The following is a 19,343-nucleotide window of genomic DNA, read 5'->3' as shown; positions in this document are numbered from 1 at the left end:
TTGGCTCCTCCTAACAGGGTAAACGGGGTGCTTTACTTTTGTTGCCCGCAGGGTTGTTTTGTTTATGCCCGATCGCATGCGAAAGCTCGTGGTGCGGAGGCAGGTGCCTCGACAGCAGATGTCAGTTCGTCCAGGGTCGGCGGGTTCGCCCCGGCGCGCCGCACGGTGATAGCCGCTGCTGCGGCTGCGGTGCGTCCCAGCTGCTCCATGACGGTGGGGGCAAAGCCCTCGGTGCCGCGGGTGAGCAGGCCCAGGATGAGTGCTGCCATGTAGGAGTCGCCGGCGCCGATGGTGTCTGCCACCGTCGCTTTGACTGCGGGAATGGTGATGCTCGCGGACGGGGAGGTGAATTGGGAGCCGGCGGCACCTTTGGTTATCACTGCCAGCCCGGCGCCGAGCCGGAGGATGTGCTCAGCGGTTTCTTCCAGTGTTTTCGCGGGGTATAGCCAGTGGGCGTCCTCGTCGCTGAGTTTGACGACGTCGGTCAGTGCGGCGATGTCTTCGAAGGTTGCCTTCGCTGCGGCGTGGCTGCCAAGCAGGGCTGGCCTGATGTTCGGGTCGTAGGTGATCGTGCAATGCTTGTGGGCTTGTTCGAGCAGGGTTTTGACGGCACCTGCCCCGGGGTTCAGGAAGGTGGCTATGGAACCGGTGTGCAGGATTTTGGGGAAGTAGGCAGGTGTTGCTGTTGGCAGGTCCCAGTGGATGTCGAAGTCGTATTCGGCTGATCCGTCGGGTCCGAGGGTTGCGGTGGCTGTCGCCGTACGGGCAAGGGATTTTGATCCGGGCAGAAGAGTAACTCCCGCCCTGTGGAGGTGGTTTTCTATTGATGTTCCCCGGGCATCGGGCGCTATGGCCGTGAGCATGCCCGTGGTGACGCCCAGGAGCCCGAGGCCGTAGGCGACGTTGGCGGGTGATCCGCCGGGGTGTTCCACCTGGCTGTTTGGGGTGGTCACCACATCGATCAGCGCTTCACCGACAACGACGGCGTCAAAAAGCTGTTGGCCGTCTGGGCGGGCTGCTTGGAGGTATTCCATGATTGTCTCTCGGGCAGTGTTGGTAGGGGAGCGGCAGGTCATTCCGGAGGCGGGTGATTGCGGCGGCGGAATGACCTGCCGGAACGTCTCGGGCCGGGCTAAGTCGCCGCGTTGATCTCGTTGATTTCGTTGATCGTGAGGTTGCCGAAGGTGGCCGTTCCATCGTTGGCGTAGAGCCGGATGGTGTTGTCACCCTCCAGGGGGAACACCCGGTGTGAGTGCACCACCCGTCCGTCTCCGACAAACATTTCCACGCTGGTACTGTCCACGAGGAGGCGGAGGGTGAGGCGTCCCGCCGAGGGATCGATGGGCGTCTGGCTTTCCCCACCGGTCGGGTTGATGGTGGGTCGCCGATTGACGTAGGCGAAGGGGCCGCGGAGGAACGCGCCGGCGGCGACGTGCCGGCCTCCGCCAGCCGCACGGCAGATCTCAAGGCCGATGTTGGACGGAGGGGAGGCCGGGTCCCATACCAGGTCACAGGTCAGGTCGTAGGCCAGTGCGCTGATATTGAGGTCATGGGTTCCCGTGACCGTGACGTCCCCGAGACGGTGGGTGCGCTTGACGTAGTTGGCCAGGCCGGCGGTGGGGGTTGAGACGAGGTGGTAGCTTCCGTTGGCCTTCTTGAGGCGGATGTCGCGCACGATCATGTCATCGCCGTTGTACGCGTCGGTAGCCAGGGTCGGAGTGTTGTGGGGGTAGTCCCAGAAGTTCGACCATCCAAGCGCCCGGCGCAGGGTGGCATCCTCGGCGCCGGAGGAGTCGTGATGGGGGTAGGTGACTGCCCCGTAGAAGTCATAGCCGTAGTCCAGCCATTCCGGCTCGGCATGGTCGGGGGCAAACGCAGTGCCGTTGAAGGCCCCTGTCCAGTAGGCGTAGGTTGCCGGCAGGCCGCGGCCTTTGCCGTTGGCGCTGGTGCCCAGGATCCAGTGCGACGTTCCGTCGTCGGCGGTCATGCGGAAAAGATCCGGGCACTCAAGCAGCCCCAGGTCCGTGCGGACGAATTCGCCGACCCGCTGCCAGGAACGCAGGTTGGGAGACGTGTAGAAGCCGAGTTTCTGCCCTTCGGCGTTGACCATGAACCACTGGCTCCGGTCTGCATCCCAGATCACTTTCGGGTCGCGGAAATCCGGTACGCCGGGGTTCGGCAGTACCGGTGCCGTCCCACCGGGTTGGAACGAGCGCCCGCTATCCGTGGAGTACCAAAGGTATTGGGCCTGGCGGCCCTGGGGCGCCTGCGTCACGAGGGCTATGACGGCGTTTTCACCGTATCCGGCGGTGTTTCGTTCATCGATGACAAGGCATCCTGACCAGCAGTCGCCGTTGTCGTTGCTGAATTTGGGGATGGCGATGCCACGGTCGCGAAAAGAAACGTGGTCGGTGGTGGTGGCACGGCGCCACGATGTGCCTCCGCCGCCCTGCAGGTAATCGCCGTTGTAGAGGTAGTAGTAGTGGTATTCGCCGTCGATGAAGATGGGTCGCTGGGGGTCGTTCTTCCAGTTGTCGGGGACGCTGAAGTGATAGGTCGGGCGCATACGGGTTGGTCCTTTAAAGGGCGGCTTGGCCGGGGTGGTGTCACGAGCGTTCGGGGGTGCCGCCGTCGCTGACTCGGCGAAGGACGTTGAGAGTGCGAGCGATCCGGTGAGGGCGACGGCTCCGCTTCCGGTCAGGAGGGCGCGCCGGGAGACGGCGGGTGATTCTTTCATGGTTACCTCTCGGTGGGCAGCTGCGGTGCTGCCAAGGCGTGAATGATGATGTTTTTGGGCAGCGCAGAGCGGGCGCTGTTTTGGCTTGGATTTGAGGTTCGTCCTGCTGTGAGGACAGTCAGGAAAATTCCGGAAGTTCAGTCTGCAGGCTGTGGTTCTGTCGCCAGTGCATGGCCGCCGGCGCCGGCGCGTGGGCGGTAGAGGTGGCAGCGGACCCAGTGTCGGTTGAAGGGGTCGCCCACCTGGTGTCGTACGGGTTCTTCGGACGAGCAGGGCTGGTCGGGGTCGTTATTAAAGGCGCAGGTGGTGGAAGCCATGACGGCTTGCCGTAGCTGGGCGCGGTGGACGGGGTCGTAGGATCCGGCCCGGGCCGGGTCGGGGACGGCTGAGACGAGCAGTTGGGTGTAGGGGTGGGCTGGGTTGGCCAGCAGGTCCAGTGATTCGCCCTCTTCGACGATTTCGCCGGCGAACATGACGGCCGTCCGGTCTGCGAGGTACCGGGCGGAGGCGAGGTCGTGGGTGATGTAAAGCATGGAGATGCCCTGCTCGTCGCGCAGTTTCCGCATCAGGTTCAGCACTCCGATGCGGACCGATACGTCCAGCATGGATGTTGGTTCGTCGGCGAGGATGACGTTTGGCTCCACGGCCAGGGCCCGCGCAATCGCGACCCGTTGGCGTTGACCGCCGGAGAGCTCGTGGGGGTAGGAGTCGAGCATGTCGGGCTGAAGGCCGACGGTGGTCATGAGCTCTTCGAGGCGGTGCCTGGTCTGCTCATCTGAACCGCGTTGGCCGGTGCCGCCTTTGCCGTGGATGGTGAGCGACCGCCGGAGGAAGTGCTCGATCCGGTGGGCGGGGTTCAGCGACCCAAAGGGGTCCTGAAAGACCATCTGCAGTTGGGACCGGAACGCCCGTGAGGCCTGGAACCTGTCACGTTTGAGGACGTCGACGCCGTCGACCAGGATCGCACCTTCGCTGGGTTTCTCGAGCCGGGCGACACAGCGGGCCAAGGTGCTCTTGCCTGAGCCTGATTCCCCGACCAGTGCCACGATCTCTCCACGGCCAATGGTCAGGTCCACGCGGTGGAGCGCCCTGACGGACTGGCTGGAGAACAAGCCGCCGATGTGGAACGACTTACCCAGTCCGCGCACCTCAAGGGCCGGGGTCTGGACCGGCACGTTTGGCCGGGCAGGGGAGTGGACGGCGTGGCTCATTGTGCTGCTCCTTCAAGGACGGCGGCTTCGGCGTCGGGATCAAACGGGGCCACGAAGTGGCCGGGCGCGACTTCGGTGAGGTCCGGGATGTTCCGGAACCTCACGCCTTCGGGGAGGCCCTTAAGCGGGATCCGCGGGCCGATGAGCGGCGGGAACGCGCCCATGAGGGCTTGGGTGTAGGGGTGCCCGGGGGCGGTGTAGATGTCGTGGGCTTTGGCGGTCTCGACGATCCGACCGCCGTACATGACGGCCATGCGGTGGGAGAGTTCCACCATCAACGACATATCGTGGGTGATGAACAGGACGGAGAAGCCCAGTTCGCGTTGGAGGTCCTTGATCTGGGCCATGATCTCCTGCTGCACCACCACGTCCAGCGCCGTGGTGGGCTCGTCCAATATCAGCAGTGACGGCTTGAGTGCTACGGCCATGGCGATCACGGCCCGTTGCCGCATCCCACCGGAGAGTTGATGCGGGTACGACTTGAGGCGCGCCGGATCGATTCTGACGAGTTCCAGCAGTTGTGCTGCGCGTCGAAGGGATTCCTTGCGCGAATAGCCGGCATGGGTGGTGAAGATGTCGGCCATCTGTTCCCCGATGGTGAGTACCGGGTTGAGCGAGTTCATGGCGGACTGGAACACCATGGCGACGTCCTGCCAGCGGAAACGGCGCAGCTCGTCCTGGTTCATGGCCAGCACGTCCTTTCCGCCGAAGGAGATGCTGCCGGCGGCGATCTTTGCCGGGTCCTTGAGCAGCCGCATGATGGAGTTGGCGATGGTGGACTTTCCGCAACCGGATTCGCCGGCCAGCCCGAACACCTCGCCGGCGCCGATGCTGAAGGAGACGTTGTCCACGGCCGTGGTCGAGCGGGTGTCGCCGATGTACTGGACGGTGAGGTTCCTGACGTCGAGGACCGGTTCGTGGGAGCCGAAGGAGGTTTGGGAGACGGTCATTGTGCCGCGCTCCTTTCGGTGGTGGCGGGCTTGCGGGTCTTCCGCAGCCGGGGATTGGTTACTTCGTCGACGGCGTAGTTGATGAGGGCCAAGGCGAACGCCACCAGCGCGATGCACAGGCCTGAGGGGATGAAGACCCACCAGCTTCCGGTAAGGAGGGCGCCTTCATTGCCGGCCCAGAAGAGGTTATTGCCCCACGAGACGGTGCTGACGTCGCCCAGTCCAAGGAATTCGAGGCCTGCTTGGGCCCCGATGCCGTAGATGACACAGGCGAGCAGTGTTCCCATTACGATCGATGCCATGTTCGGCAGGATCTCGCGGAACATGATGCGGCCGGCCCGTTCACCGGAGACGACGGCGGCAGCGACGAAGTCCTTGGAACGGATGGACAGCGCCTGTGACCGGAGAACGCGCGCTGATCCGGCCCATCCTGTGACGGTGAGGACCAGGATGACGGTGCCCAGCCCTGGTGGCAGGAAGGCGGCCAGGATGACGAGCAGCGGCAGGCCGGGAAGGAGGAGGAAGACGTTAGTCAGCAGCGACAGTGCTTCGTCGATGAATTTGCCGAAATAGGCTGATGCCAGGCCGACGAGGATTCCGATGAAGGTGGATGCAAGCCCGACGGTAAGGCCTACCAGCAGGGAACTCCGGGCGCCGTGGATGGTCAAGGCAAGCACGTCCTGGCCCTTGGCGGTGGTGCCGAGCCAGTGTTCGCTGTCCGGTTCCAGTGAGGCCATCCCGGTGATCCGGGAGGGGTCGCCCGGGAACAGTACCGGCGCGGCCAGGGCCAGGACGATGAAGATGAGCATGATGGCCATGCCGGTCATGGCCTTCTTGTTGATGATAAGCCCGTGGATGAAGCCGCGGTTGGTTTTGCGGGCAGCTTTTGCTTCGGTGGGCTGCTGGAGGATAACGCTGGTCATGGTCGGTCCCTTGGTTACTGGGTACGCGCTGTTCAGTTGCTGCGCACGCGGGGGTCGAGGCGAACGTAGAGGACGTCCACCAGGAAGTTCGCCAGCAGCACGGCGGCGGTGATGGTCAGGAACAGGCCCTGCATGAGCGGATAGTCAAGGCCCTGCACGGCGTTGAGGAGCTGGTAGCCGACGCCGGGGTAGGCGAAGACGACCTCGGTGAGGAGGGCGCCGCCTACGACGAACCCCAGGCCCATCCCGAAGCTGGTCACCGAGGGCAGCATGGCATTCCGGGCGGCGTAGCGGAGCATGATCCGCCCGGGGCGCAGGCCCTTGGCTTCGGCCATGGTGATGTAGTCCTCGGAGTTCGTGGCGATCATGGTGTTCCGCATGCCAAGCATCCAGCCGCCAATGGAGACCAGGACGATGGTCAGCGCCGGAAGTACGAGGTGGGCGGCTACGTCGCCGATGAACTCGGCAGTGAACGCCGGCTCAAGTCCGTCGGTGAATGCGTGGCGGATCGGGAACCAGCCCAGCACGACGCCGAACAGGTATAGGGCGCCCATTGCTAGCCAGAAGTAGGGGAATGATCCGATGAAGACCAGCACGGGCGGCAGGGCCGAGTCGATGGCGCCGCCGCGGCGCCATGCTGCCAGGATGCCCAGCAGGTTGCCTACGACGGCAGCAATCACCAGTGCGGCCCCGCCGAGCAGGAGGGTCCAGCCGATCTGGGACGAGATGACCTCGGTGACGGGGGTGGGAAAACGTGTAATCGATACCCCCATCTGTCCGGTAAGGATGTTCTGGAGGTAGCCGGCGTACTGCTCCCAGATGGGCCGGTCGTCCACGCCAAGCAGCTTGCGCAGGGCATCGAGCTGTTCGGGCTGCATTCTGTCCTGGGAGCGGGCGAACATGCGTGATACGGGGTCCCCGGGCATGAAGCGCGGGAGCAAGAAATTCAGGGTGATGGATGCCCAGAAGGCGAGCAGGTAGAAACCCAGTCGGCGCAGGATGAAGCGCACGGTTTCCCTCCAATTCGGGAGTGGTAAAGATTGTGGGGTACGCCCGACGGCCGGCTGATGGCATAGGCCAGGCCGTCGGGCGTTAGGTGGCGTGAGGCCAGGTGGGCTTCAGGCTCGGTGGGAGGTGGGCCCACGCCGCCCGGGTTCCCTGGCCGAAGCGCAGCGAGGTCAGGGCGGCGGTGGGGACTACTTGCGCGGTTCGAGGCTGGTCAGCACAAGAACCGTGGAGGGTGCGCGAACCGAGAGGGTGGCGTAAGGGTTGTCCTGGGTGGGCCAGCCGGTGAAGCGGGTGTCGTTGTACGCACCCCATTCCGGGCCGGAGAACAGCGGCACCAGTGGGGCGACGTCGTTGTATTCTTCCTGCAGCTTGTTGGCAATGTCCTTTTGCTTGGACTGGTCAGTCGCTGCAGCGAAGTCCGCCAGCAGGGCATCGGCTTTGGGGTCGCCGAAACGGTGGTAGTTGTCGGAGGTTTTGGTGCCGACCGGCTTCACCGAGGTGGTGCCCATGGTGGTGTTGAAGTACTTGTACGGGCTCGGATCGTTGGCGCTCCAGACGATGCCGGAGTCAAAGTCACCCGTTTCGTAGCCTGACACCACTGCGGCCCAGTCCGGGGAGTCCACTTTCGCGGTCACGCCGACTTCTGCCAGGTTCTGGGAGATGACGTTGGCCACGGAGAGCCAGTCGGACGAGGTAGCACCGACGGAGATCTTGAACTCGAATGGTTTGCCGTCCTTGAGCGTCCGCTTGCCGTCGGGGCCCTTGGGGTAGCCCGCCTTGTCCAGCAGGTCGTTGGCTTTCTGGACGTCGTGCTTGGTCCAGGTGCAGCTGTCCTTGACCTGGGTGTTCTTCCAGGTCTCGTAGTTACCGGACAGGCCGGTGCAGTCGGCCGGCTGGGCGTAGCCGCTCATGCCGATCTTGGTGACCTGGTCCCGGTCCACGGCCATGCTCAGTGCCTTGCGGACATCAACGTCGTTGAAGGGCGCCTTGGTGGTGTTGAGCTGCCAGTTGATCATGGCGCCCGTCGGCGGGAACCAGTAGTGCCGGTGGTCCTTGTCCTTTGAGACGAAGGTCTTTTCGATGTTCGGGATGTACTGCGGGGCCCAGTCAACGTCGCCGTTGGCGGCGGCGAGGTTCGCGCCGTCGTTGCCTGCGAATGCGAGCATCTTGATGCCGGCGATCTTTTGCTTCTCCGGCTGCCAGTAGTTGGGGTTTTTCTTCAGCACGAAGGACTGGGCCTGGAAGTTGTCCACCTCGGTGTATGGTCCGGTGCCCACAGGCTTGGCGTTGGCGTCCTTCTCGGGGTCGGCCAGTGCGGACCAGATGTGCTTGGGCAGGATGCTGAGCTGGCCGACGTCGTACAGGGCGGGGGACCAGGGCTTGTTGAAGTTGAACGTGACCTTGTTGCCTTGTGCCGTGACGCCGTCGAGGTACTCGTAGCCGCCTTTCAGCTTCTTCTGAAGTTCGAACGTGTAGGCGACGTCGTCGGCAACGAAGGGCTGGCCGTCGGACCACTTCACCCCGTCACGCAAGGTGAAGGTGATGGACTTGCCGTCGTCCGCGGCCTTCCAGTCGGTGGCCAGCCACGGCACGGTGTCCCCCTGGGCCGGGTTGAAGACCAGGAGGGATTCGTAAATGGACTGCTGGACCATGGGGTTGACGGTCGGTGCGAACGGGTTGAAGTTCTGCACGAACGTGCCCATGTCTTCACGGGGAATGGTGAGGAACGCGTTGGCATTGGCCGCGGCGTCGGTGCCGCCGGACTTGTTGCCGGTGGCGGCGCAGCCGGTCAGCAGCATTGCGCCTACCGCCAGTCCGGCCGCGGCGATGCGGGCGGACTTGAGGAACCTGGTTTGTGTCATGATGGGGTTATCTCTTCCTGTCTTCATCAGCAAGGTGAAGGGTGGGTGGGGATTTGCTCTTCGACGTTGATTTCGCGGTCAGACCGAAGAGCGTTCTAACAGCGGACAGTCGACCAACTGCTGATTGGCAGTGATCGGCTGTCCGGCTGTAAGGGTGGCGAGCGTCTGGACTCCCAGAGCGCCCATCTTTTCGAACGGCAACGCAACAGTAGTCAGCTTTGGCCTGAGGTAGGCCGCGATGAGTTCCTGGTTGTCGAAGCCGATCACGGCGATGTCACCGGGGATGGCCAGGCCACGTTCTTTGATGGCGTCGTAGGCGCCCATGGCCATGCGGTCATTGAGGCAAAAAAGTGCGGTTGGCCTGTCCTTGGCTGGGTACCGGTCAAGGATTTGGCAGGCAGCCTCGTAGCCTCCGTCTGCGGTTGCATACCCTGCCACTACGAGCTCCGGATCAAGTTCCAGGCCGGCGGCGGCCAGTGCCTCCCGTACCCCCTGCAGACGCCCGACAGCTGCCGGGATGCGCGGGTCCAGGTTGATCACACCGATCTTGGTGTGGCCGGCCCTGAGGAGGCGCTCGACGGCGGCCCGGCCGCCCGCGCGTTCGTCAGGGACGATTGAGGGCAGCTTCCCGTCCAGGTCGAAACAGTTGACGAGAACCGTGGGTACTTCGTGCGCGCTGCGGGGCACGTGGACACCGCGGTGGTGTGTTGCGGCGTAGAGCAGCCCTTCCACGCGCTGCTCCAGCAGCTTCTCAACAGCGGCATCCTCCATCCCCTGGTTGGGGCCGGCCGCATCACCCTGGTCCGACGGGGCGATCAGGAGGAATCGACGGTCAATCCAGGCCTGGTCCTGGGCACCCTTGATGATGTCCACGGCGAAGGGTGCGGTGACGATCTCCGTGACGATGCCGTACCAATCGCTGCGCTGGGATGCCAGCGCCCTCGCCCCGGCATTTGGACGGTAGCCCAAGGCCTGAACCGCGTCAGCGATGCGGATCCGGGTCTCCTCCGAGATGCTGGCGTCTTCGCGGTTGTTCAGCACGAATGAAACGGCTGTCCGGGACACTCCGGCATGCTTGGCTACGTCATTCATGGTGACGCCACGCTGCCGGGTGGCGCCGGCTTTGTCGGGGGAGGCGGTCTTCGCCATTGAATGCTCCAGGGGTCTTCATTGAGTTGGGGTTGCCAGTGCTGATGCGAATGTAATGTGGTGGTGTTGTCAATCAAGTAACTCGCGTTACTTCGTGCTGTGATCCAAGTTACCCGCGTTACTAGAAGGTGTCAACACAATTCTTCAGTGGCGGGTTGGGCTTCGGCGCTCTTCGTCCGGGGCGCTGCGGCAGCACTCCGGACGAATAGCCGCTGGTGCGCGGACGTCCCCGCCGTCTTCCGGCCGGGACGTTCGGCCGTTAGGGGCGGGTTTTGAAGGACTCGACCTTCCCCGGGTCTTTTTCGACGACAGGGCCGAGGATGTCATCGATCCTCAGGAGCAGTTCCGGGTCGAGTTTGACTCCTGAGGCCTGGACGTTGTCGACGAGTTGCTCGGGCCGGGATGCTCCCACGATGGCTGCCGAGACGTTGGGGTTTTGGAGCACCCATGCGACCGCGAAGGCTGCCATGGACAGTCCGGTCTCTTCGGCCAGGGGTCTCAGTTTCTGGACGCGGGTGAGGATGTCCTCGTTGAGAAAGCGGTGGTCATTTTTCAGCTCGCCGTGGTCGCCGCGGAAGCGGGAGCCTTCCGGGGCCGCCGCGCCGGGCGTGTACTTGCCGGTGAGTACTCCCTGGGCGAGCGGGGACCAGCAGATCTGGCCAATGCCCAGTTCTTCGCTCAGGGGAACGATCTCCTGCTCGATGACGCGCCACAGCATCGAATACTGCGGCTGGTTGGAGATGAGCTGGACCCCGAGGTCCTTGGCAAGGGCACCACCGGCTCGTATCTCGTCCGTCGTCCACTCCGACACCCCGATATAGGGCTTTCCCCGCCCGGACAATATCGGCAAAAGCCTGCAGGGTCTCTTCCAGCGGGGTCTCGTAGTCGTATCTGTGCGCCTGGTACAGGTCGACGTAGTCAGTCTGGAGCCGGCGCAGCGACGAGTTAATGGACTCCATGACGTGCTTGCGGGACAGGCCACGGTCGTTCCGGCCATCCCCGGTAGGGAAGTAGGCCTTGGTAAAGATCTCCACGCTTTCACGGCGTGTTCCTTTGAGCGCCTCACCCAAGGCTTCCTCGGCCCGGGTTCCGGCATAGGCGTCGGCGGTGTCGAAGGTGGTGATGCCCAACTCCAGTGCCTGCTTGACGCATTGCGTCGCAGCGGCCTGGTCGATCTGCTCACCGTGGGTGACCCAGTTTCCGTAGGCGATTTCGCTGATGTACATGCCGGAGGATCCCAGCTTGCGGTATTCCATTAGGCATCGTCCTTTCCGAAGTTCGTGAGTTGAAGCACGGCGTTGGCTGTGCCGCCGGTTGAGTAGAGGGCGAGGGATGTATGAGCTGGATCCGGGAAGATCAATTCCGTCACGCAGACGAGCCCGTCATTCGCGAACACTTCCACCGAGCAGTGGTCGATAAAGATCTGCAAGGTGTAGTTACCATCCCCCGCTGCTGCAATTGGGGCGCGGCTGGTGGAGGAAAAGGCTTCGTGGAAGCCGGTGTCACCGGAGTGGGTTCGGTCCACGATGAGGTCCCCGCTGCGGGGCCGGATCCCGATCCGTGTCCCGACCGTCCCGTCGGCTGACCCTCTGGCCAGTAGGCCGAACTCCTCGGCGTCACCAGGGGAAAAGGTGACGTCAATAAGTTGTACTGCCGCACCGCCCTCAACCGGTGTCAGCCCGTCTACGGTGACCCGGTGCACGGGACCGGGTTTCGACGTTGCCCTTACTTCCGGCGCAGGGTTCTGCACGAGCCGTGGTTGCCCGTTCACGGTAACGAGGGATACGTCCCGGACCAGGCTCATAGGGCTGCGCCAGGGCGAGGTGGGGATGTGGTTGGCGTACTGCCAGTTGTTCATCCAGCCGATCATTAGCCGCCGTCCGTCCGGAACGTTGCTGAACGAGACGGCGGCATAGTAGTCTCGGCCCCAGTCCAGCCACTGGTAGTCGGGCACGCGCTCCGGATCCTGCATCCCCTCGGTGAGGGTTGTTTCGGAACGGAACGTCACGCCGTCGAACTCTCCCACGAAGTACTGCCCGGCGGACCCGCCGTTAGGGCCGCCGGGGTTCATGTTGACCGTCAGCACCCACTTCATTGCTGCCACGTCTTCGTCCAGGGGCAGCTCAAAGAGGTCCGGGCATTCCCAAATCCCGCCGGTGGCGTTGGCGGGACCGAAGGTGCTGAGGTATTCCCAGTTCCTGAGGTCGTTGGAGCGGTAAAGCAGGACGGTAAAGTCGTGTGCTTCCACGGCCGCCATGACCCAGTAGCTGCCCGCGGGGCCGTTATAGCGGAAGACCTTGGGGTCCCGGAACTCGGGTGAGTTCCGGGTCAGGACCGGGTTTCCGACGTACTTGGTCCAGGTGTAGCCGCCGTCCGTGCTCCACGCTATGGACTGGGCCTGGGTGCCCTGATGCAGGGAGCCCGGCTTGTACGCGCTGGTGTAGATAGCCACCAGCGGAGCCTTCCCGTCCGCGCCGAATCCGCTGGTGTTGTCAGCGTCCACCACGATGCTGCCGGAGTAGATTTCCTCGACGTCATCGCAGGGGATCGCTACCGGTTGTTCCTTCCAACTGACCAGGTCGGTTGAGGTTGCATGGCCCCAGGACATGTTGCTGTGGACGTTTCCGAAGGGGTTGTTCTGGTAGTACAGGTGGTACGTGCCCTCGTGGAAGACAAGCCCGTTGGGATCGTTGAGCCACGTGTCTTTGGCGGCGAAGTGCATGGCCGGCCTGTAGGTATCAACGGTGGTGGTAACGCTGTTCATTGTTCTCTTTTCATGGCCGTGCGTGAGGTCCGCGGACCTGTGGTGGAAGCATGGGCTGGCGTAAGGGGAGCACCGCGATCTCGAAAGGGCTGCGGTTGCAGGAGCCGGGTGCTCTCGGGTTCATCGCGTTCGGCGAACGCCAGGCCCGACCTGAAGAACGAATCTGGTTTGTGTCATGATGAGTGATCTCTTCCTGTCTTCATCAGCAAGGTGAGGGGTGGGTTGGGTTGTGTTCTTCGACGTTGATTTCGCGGTCAGACCGAAGAGCGTTTCGTAGCGGACAGCCGATCAACTGACGGATGGCAGTGGTCGGCTGTCCTGCTATAAAGGCGGAGGGACTCCCGGGTGCTTGTTTACCAGGACCCGCGTCTACGAGGGGTCCTCAACCCCCACGTGTAGCAGCAGCTTCCTGGCAACGTTAGGCCTGAATGATTCGGGGCCCGGCTTAAGTAGGCGTTCTCCGCCATTGATGCTCCAGAAGTCTCCGTTGAACTGGACGATTGACGCTAGTCGTGGATTGTCGTGGGATCCCCGGTAACTCGCGTTACCTTCGATCGTGATCTAAGTTACCCGCGTTACTTGATCGGTGTCAATGAGTCTCTTGATGCTTCGTGGGTCATCCATCACTTTCGGCGCTGACTGGACACGAAACGCCCCCAGGAGCCGCGGCCAAGACGACATCGAATTCCGCCGGTGGCGCCTGCGTCAGTTGGCGACCAGCAACCTGGCGCCTTCGGGGCCTAAGAAGCACTCAACCTGAACGCTAAAGCATACATCCCTGTCACTGCACGATCAGCAAGCCGGAACTGGTCTCCAGCTAAGTCCTCTTTGGCAAGGAACCTTGGCGCGAAAACCCATCGGCGGCAGCAGGAACATGCCGACTTTTAGCACACGGATTGCTTGAAGTTTCAAAATGGTGATTCCGTCAGCCTCAGCAGGGTGTCACAAGCCAAAAGAAAGAGTGTGGACATTGTCCACACTCTCGGCTCTGGAGCGCGTCTTACTGTCTTCGGACTGCTTCGGATTCTGCACGTTTTCGCGGGTTCCCAGTGTTTCCAGGGGCTGGAAGACGGTTCGAGTCCCACCTCGGGCACGGCATAGTCCCTCGTCAGAGGCGATTTTGCTTTTATGTGTTGACAAAGCTTGCGCTGAGGCGTCTCTGACGGATGGTTCGCGGGCTTTGGCCTGGCTGCCGCGGAGCCTATGCACGTGTGTGGGGTGGCGGTTCAGGTCCCTGGCTGGTGGGCCTTCCGCCTGCTGTGACTGGGTTCTTGAGGTTCCTCGTTCCGGTTCTATTGGGTAGACCCGGGTGGCCTACACCTACTCATGTAGCCGGGGGAGTGGGAACGACATGACTGCTACGACCTCGACCTAGGGTTTTTGTAGAAGCAGGTTCAGGACGGCCCGAGGCGGCAATGCGCCGACATTTGTGCTGTCAAAGAGGGTGTGGACACTGTCCACACTTACGTGTGCTTTTGTGGGCGGGTGCCGGATGCCGCTTCATTGGGGCTCCTGGCGCTGGACGCCATCCGAGAGGTGCTGCCCAGAACCTCCGCCCCCGGGGAGCCACAGCCACTACTCACATCGGCACCGATTGTCCTGGATGCGACGTCGACCATTGGTGGCGACCTTACTGCCAGCTAGAAGGTTGGAACGTGCATATTTGCGTCGTGGCCGAGCGCGGCTACTTGCGGCTTCGTGTTGGTTCTTCGCCTTTAGAGGCCGCCGTGGGGGGATCTATAAGAGTTAGCCGTCGCTTTCAGAACGGGGTCATCTCGGGGCAACTGGTTTGACTTGCAAATTGCGAGACCGGGAGCAATCAGGGAATCACCCTGCCGGCAAGGTTGCAACGGCGGTGCTGCGGAAGGGCTTGCCCAGACTGCGGACGGCACTCGTCACGTAACCGCCGTGCCTGCTTGCCAGACGCGTAAGAGTTCCAGTTTGGAACATAAGTCGTCTCGAAGTCCGTACCCAAGAAGTCCGAATTGGACTCAAGTCTGACTGTGGCACCCCAACCTGACTGACGCCGGGTCGGGTGTGATTTATCTGGATAACCTCGATTCGAAGGGTCGCGCCTACAGAAAGCTGCGCTTGCTCAGGCAAGCCGCATGGACTGCAACACCGAGATCGCGGATATTCTCCTGTATTTCCTGGGAGAGCTGTTCGTCAGTGACGACTGCATCCAGTTTCCCAATTGCGGCGACGCGGAATTTTGAGACCGTTCCAAACTCGGTGCTGTCGCCCAGAAGAAATGAGGAGGTGGAGGCTTGGAGGGCGGCGAGTTTGACTTCCACTTTGTCCATTGATGGGGTTGTGACCCCTCGCTGCATGTTCCAGGTTCCGGTGCTGAGGAAGGACAAGTCGATATTGACGCCTTTGATTGTGTCGGCTGCGATGCGTCCCTCGCTGGAACCGCTGGATGGATCTACGGCGCCCCCGGTGTGAATGACCTGGACGTGCGGGTGGGCGTAGAAGCTGGTCACGACGTGAAAGTTGTTGGTGACGACCGTGAGATTCTTGCGCGCGCCGAGGTAATTTACCACCGACTGGCAGGTGGTGCCGGCGTCCAGGAAGATCACCATGTCGTCCTCAACGAACCGGGCGGCGAGTTGTGCAATGGCCTGCTTGCGGGGCAATTCGAGTTGGGCAGTGAACTCCCGCTCCCCGGGAAAGGCATTGCCTGTCCGTTCTGCGAGACGGGCTCCGCCCTGTACGGAGACGACTTGTCCTGAATTTTCCAAGGCAGTGATATCGCGTCGGACGGTCATATGGGAAACGCTCATGTAATCGGTGAGGCTACGGATGCTGAGTATGCCTTCTCGCCGCAGTAGCCGCAGAATTTCCTGACGGCGCTGCTCCGGGATAAGTGGTCTGGCCGCTTGATTCACGTTGGGGTCCTTTTGTGGGGCGCTCTCCTATTGAGGGCTGCTGCGGACTTTCCGACGCGTCGGCTGTGGCGGTAGCTCCGATCAGCGACCACTGGGGATCCGAGAGCAACTGAGGGCGCGACACGCCCAGAAGACTCTTACCTGAAGCACTTGCGTCTTATCGGACGGGCTCTAGGGTCGTCGCCGGGCTGGATCACCGCACTTAGTGAGACCGGTGTGGCAGTAGGGACTCGTCGGGCAAGGCCTGCTACCGTCAGCTTCCCGGGCGGTACGGCGGCGGGCGCCGTCACCGCTGGGCCGGCCGAGCGGGATCGTCCCGAGCGCTACCGTCCTCTGCCCGCTACTGCCGGTCACGGCATCGCCTGGGTATGGCGTCGCCGGTGGTGGGGCTGCCGCATTGGGGCGACGGCTGCGCCACTTTCGGGGGTGCCGGCACAGCCGGGGCTTCAGGATTTGGAGCTGGGTCGACCAGGAATGTGGCTGAGAATAGACTTGGAGAAGCCGCCGTCGACACAGATGTCTTGTCCGGTGACATAACCAGAAAGCGGGCTGACAAGAAATTCGATCACGTTGGCAATGTCCATGGGTTCGCCAATTCTTGCCAGCGGGATAATATCTTCCCTTGCCTTTTTGATTTGAGGGTCTTCATACATTTTTTCGGTCATGCGTGTGTGGGTCATGCCGGGGGAGACCACATTTACGCGGATTCCGTCAGGCGCCCATTCCAATGCGAGTGTTTGGGCCAGCATCGTTAACGCGGCCTTGCTGGGGCTGTAAGCGCCAGATCCGGCGTGCGGCTGCTGGCCGGACATTGAAGAGGTGAAACAAGCGGCACCGCGGCTCTGCTTCAAGTGCGGGTAGCTTGCTTTGGCTAGAAGCCAGGCGCCTCGGAGGTTGACGGAGAACATGTTGTCCCAGTCTTCGAGGGACACGTCACAGATGGCGCCAGGGTTGGCGATTCCGGCGTTGGCTATCAACGTGTCGAGGCCACCGAATTTGGTTGCCGCAGCTTCCACCAGTTGGCTTGGAACATTGGGATCACCGAGGTCGCCTGCCAATGCGATGGCGGTGCCGCCCATTGTCTGGATTGACCGAACGACTTGTTCTTGGCTGCTGTTGGCTTCCTGTCCAGCCACTGCAATCATTGGGTGCTCGCCTCTTGCTAGAGCCGCCTCCGCGATTCTCACGCATGCAGCTGCGCCTATGCCGCTCGTTCCGCCACTGACGAGTGCTCTCATTGCACACGTTCCTTTCAACTGGGTCTTACAGGGGTCATTGTTGGCTGCGGGTTTTGATCGGCAGCCAGAGGCTGCAAACTTGCGTCGCTTTGCAGTTCACTCCGACCTGGAACCCGCCTGCATATCTAAATAAAACCTACTCGGGGCGCAACGCTATTCGCGATGCGGGAAGTCAGCTTTCCAGTTCCCAGCCTTGATTTTTGAGGTCCTGCATTGCTTTCTTGAATTCCTGTACAGGGTTTTCTTCCCGGATGATCTCAAGGACTACGTTATCGACTCCACATGTTTCCTTGACGGCCTTACCCAGTCCACGCCAGTCGATCATTCCAGTGCCGATTGGATCATGGCCCCAGGTTTCGGTGCCCGTATCGGATATATGCACCAGTCCTATTGCGTGGTGGTGGGAGCGCAGACTTTCTACAGGGTCTTCTCGGATGTAGGCAGCGTTGGCGACGTCGTACACGATCTTCACCGCTTCGTCGTTGATGGTGCTGACGACGCCTGCCAGGTCCTCGATGGTAGGGGTGTAGCAGTAGGGGGTGTTTTCGAAAAGTAGTCGGGTGCCGGCCTGCTTGGCCAGCGGGATGAGATTCTCCAGACTCTCGTACATCCACCCGTAGGTCTTTTCGAGTGACGGTGAGATCATGGGGCGCCGTGTACCGGGGGATATCACGACGTCGGGGACATCCCAGGCTGCGGCCAGGTTGATCACCGCTTTGATGTGCTCGATGCTTTTGCGTCGCATATTGGCGCCCGGGCTGGCCAGATTGATGTCATACCCGCCGGCGTTCAGCGACCTGATTTTGGCGCCGTATTCTTTGAGCCTGGCATGAGTCGCCGAACGCTCCTGGTAGGACATGTCATCCGGCCAGCAATGCGGTGAGCTGATCGGGACTTCGAAGGTTTCATACCCGTGGTCGACCAATTCAGCTATCGCATCGATCGCCGTAGCAGACCATAGGTAGGAGAAAGTATTGATAATCATTTGGCTCACTTGAAGGCATCCTTTCTGCTCTTCGACTCTGGAGAAGAAGTGTTCCGCTTACAACGCGCCGTGGGTGTCTATCCTGCGGAAGGGATCGAAACGCGCCGGGCGGCTCGACCGGGCCAGCGGGGTAGACCCGCTCGGCCCGATCGAGCCGCCGCAGCGTCCCAGGGACAAGCGTGGCTAGCGGGAACGCTTGCCCTCGGTGGCCGACGAAGTGCCCAGCAGGAGGTGTTCGCCTTCGAGTACCTCGGCGTCGGCCAGTGCCACGGTGGCGCGTCCGGCCCGGCTGCCGGTTTCCGGGAGGGTGAAGTAGACGATAAGGCAGAGGGCAACAACAACGATCATGTAGACCGCGACCAACATGGGTTGGCCGGCGCCGACGAATGCAGCGGCGATCAATGGCGCGGTGCCGCCGAAGACTGCGATCACGATTTGGTGGGCGAACCCGATGCCAGATACCCGGACCGCGGCCGGGAACAGTTCGGCTTGGATGGTCGGGTAGACGGCCTGCCAGATAGCGAGAACCACCCAACCGGAGGCCGATACCAGGACGTAGACGCCGAAGCCTGGCTGGTTCAGCAGAAGGAGCAGAGGGTAGAAGAGGACGATCATGCCGATGGCTCCGACGATGGGGAAGATTTTGCGTCGGCCGAGTCGATCAGAGAGTGCACCGCAGACCGGCACGATGACAACGAGCAGGGCCAGCCCGATAACGTTCCCCGTCAGGGTGGAGGCCAGGTCCCGGCCGCTGGTCAGCTTGGCGTAGGTGGGAAGGAAGGTGGCCCAGGTGTAGTAGGCCACGGCCGGGGCAGAGAGTGCTGCTGCCTGCAGCAGTGCCTTGGGGTGTTCGCGGAGCAGGTCCATCAGGCGGGCTGCTGCGGACTTTTGATCGACGAGGGCAGTTGCTTCAAACTCGGGGGTCTCTTCTGCCCGGGCCCTCAAGATGAGGCCGACGACGCCGAGGATGCCGCCTGCGATGAATGGGATGCGCCAACCCCACGCGGCGAGGTCGGCCGGGGCAAAGGCTGACGTCACCATTGCTGCGGCGCCGGTCGCTGCGAGAGTCGCCAGGCCGCTGGCAGTGTTGGAGAAGGAACCGAACAGGCCCCTCCGGTTTGCGGGAGCGTGTTCGACCATGAAGGCGATGGCGCTCTGTGCCTCGCTGCCGGCGGAAATTCCCTGGAGAATGCGTGCCACCAGGAAGAGGATCGGTGCTGCATAGCCGATGGTCGCAAATGAAGGGGTGAGGCCGATGATCAGCGCACCCATCGCCATGCCGGAGATGGACAGTGTGAGGATACGCCGTCGGCCGAAACGGTCAGCCAGCGGAGAGATGATGACTCCGCTGAGCGGGCGCACAACAAACCCGACCGCGTAGGTGAGCAGTGCTGCGATGAGGGATGCGAACGGGGATTCGCTGGGAAATATCTGGGTTGAGAACACTGCTGCGAGCAGCCCATAGATGTACCAGTCGTACCACTCCACGAAGTGGCCGATCGTGCCCGCCACCATATTGACGTTGCGGCGAGGGCGCCCCGGCGCTTCGGAAAGCCCCGTAGGGTGCGGACTGCCGATGGCTTCTTTTGAGGTCTTCATTGAACTCTCCATATTTTCACGTTTGCTGC

Annotated in this window: 13 protein-coding genes and 1 pseudogene; all 14 read right to left on the bottom strand. The window is 62.2% G+C overall.

Going from position 1 to position 19,343, the window contains the following annotated elements:
* Positions 1-62: 62 nt before the first annotated feature.
* Positions 63-1,034, bottom strand: a complete 972-nt coding sequence (locus ACYSM9_RS09830) for a PfkB family carbohydrate kinase (RefSeq protein ID WP_461856777.1) — start codon at positions 1,032-1,034, stop codon at positions 63-65.
* A 98-nt stretch (positions 1,035-1,132) separates the two neighbouring features.
* On the bottom strand, positions 1,133-2,566 hold the full coding sequence (locus tag ACYSM9_RS09825; protein WP_461856802.1) for a glycoside hydrolase family 32 protein: 1,434 nt from the start codon (positions 2,564-2,566) through the stop codon (positions 1,133-1,135).
* 308 nt (positions 2,567-2,874) lie between these two features.
* Positions 2,875-3,948, bottom strand: a complete 1,074-nt coding sequence (locus ACYSM9_RS09820; protein WP_461856776.1) for an ABC transporter ATP-binding protein — start codon at positions 3,946-3,948, stop codon at positions 2,875-2,877.
* On the bottom strand, positions 3,945-4,898 hold the full coding sequence (locus ACYSM9_RS09815; protein WP_461856775.1) for an ABC transporter ATP-binding protein: 954 nt from the start codon (positions 4,896-4,898) through the stop codon (positions 3,945-3,947). The genes ACYSM9_RS09820 and ACYSM9_RS09815 overlap by 4 nt, the downstream gene beginning before the upstream one ends.
* Positions 4,895-5,821, bottom strand: coding sequence for an ABC transporter permease (locus ACYSM9_RS09810; protein ID WP_461856774.1), 927 nt, complete (start codon positions 5,819-5,821; stop codon positions 4,895-4,897). The genes ACYSM9_RS09815 and ACYSM9_RS09810 overlap by 4 nt, the downstream gene beginning before the upstream one ends.
* 32 nt (positions 5,822-5,853) lie before the next feature.
* A complete protein-coding gene (locus tag ACYSM9_RS09805; protein WP_461856773.1) occupies positions 5,854-6,831 on the bottom strand; it encodes an ABC transporter permease in 978 nt (325 codons plus the stop codon).
* 186 nt (positions 6,832-7,017) lie between these two features.
* Positions 7,018-8,691 (bottom strand): ABC transporter substrate-binding protein, encoded by a 1,674-nt coding sequence (locus ACYSM9_RS09800; protein ID WP_461856772.1) that lies wholly within the window; start codon positions 8,689-8,691, stop codon positions 7,018-7,020.
* Positions 8,692-8,769: 78 nt separating this feature from the next.
* On the bottom strand, positions 8,770-9,840 hold the full coding sequence (locus ACYSM9_RS09795; protein ID WP_461856771.1) for a LacI family DNA-binding transcriptional regulator: 1,071 nt from the start codon (positions 9,838-9,840) through the stop codon (positions 8,770-8,772).
* 259 nt (positions 9,841-10,099) lie between these two features.
* Positions 10,100-11,096: pseudogene (locus tag ACYSM9_RS09790) on the bottom strand (aldo/keto reductase family protein).
* Positions 11,096-12,604, bottom strand: a complete 1,509-nt coding sequence (locus tag ACYSM9_RS09785) for a glycoside hydrolase family 32 protein (RefSeq protein WP_461856770.1) — start codon at positions 12,602-12,604, stop codon at positions 11,096-11,098. The pseudogene ACYSM9_RS09790 and the gene ACYSM9_RS09785 overlap by 1 nt, the downstream one beginning before the upstream one ends.
* 2,075 nt (positions 12,605-14,679) lie before the next feature.
* Entirely contained in the window at positions 14,680-15,492 is an 813-nt protein-coding gene (locus ACYSM9_RS09780; RefSeq protein WP_461856769.1) for a DeoR/GlpR family DNA-binding transcription regulator, read from the bottom strand.
* 446 nt (positions 15,493-15,938) lie between these two features.
* Positions 15,939-16,730: an SDR family NAD(P)-dependent oxidoreductase gene (locus ACYSM9_RS09775; RefSeq protein ID WP_461856768.1), complete on the bottom strand. Its 792-nt coding sequence runs from the start codon at positions 16,728-16,730 to the stop codon at positions 15,939-15,941.
* 172 nt (positions 16,731-16,902) lie between these two features.
* Positions 16,903-17,715 carry a sugar phosphate isomerase/epimerase family protein gene (locus ACYSM9_RS09770; protein WP_461856801.1) on the bottom strand — a complete coding sequence of 271 codons (813 nt, stop codon included), beginning with the start codon at positions 17,713-17,715 and terminating at the stop codon, positions 16,903-16,905.
* A gap of 183 nt (positions 17,716-17,898) precedes the next feature.
* On the bottom strand, positions 17,899-19,314 hold the full coding sequence (locus tag ACYSM9_RS09765) for an MFS transporter (protein WP_461856767.1): 1,416 nt from the start codon (positions 19,312-19,314) through the stop codon (positions 17,899-17,901).
* Positions 19,315-19,343: the final 29 nt, after the last annotated feature.

It is taken from the genome of Arthrobacter sp. C152 (assembly GCF_054890965.1).
Note: the sequence above shows the minus strand (reverse complement) of the source record. Positions and strands in the feature narration are given on the sequence as shown.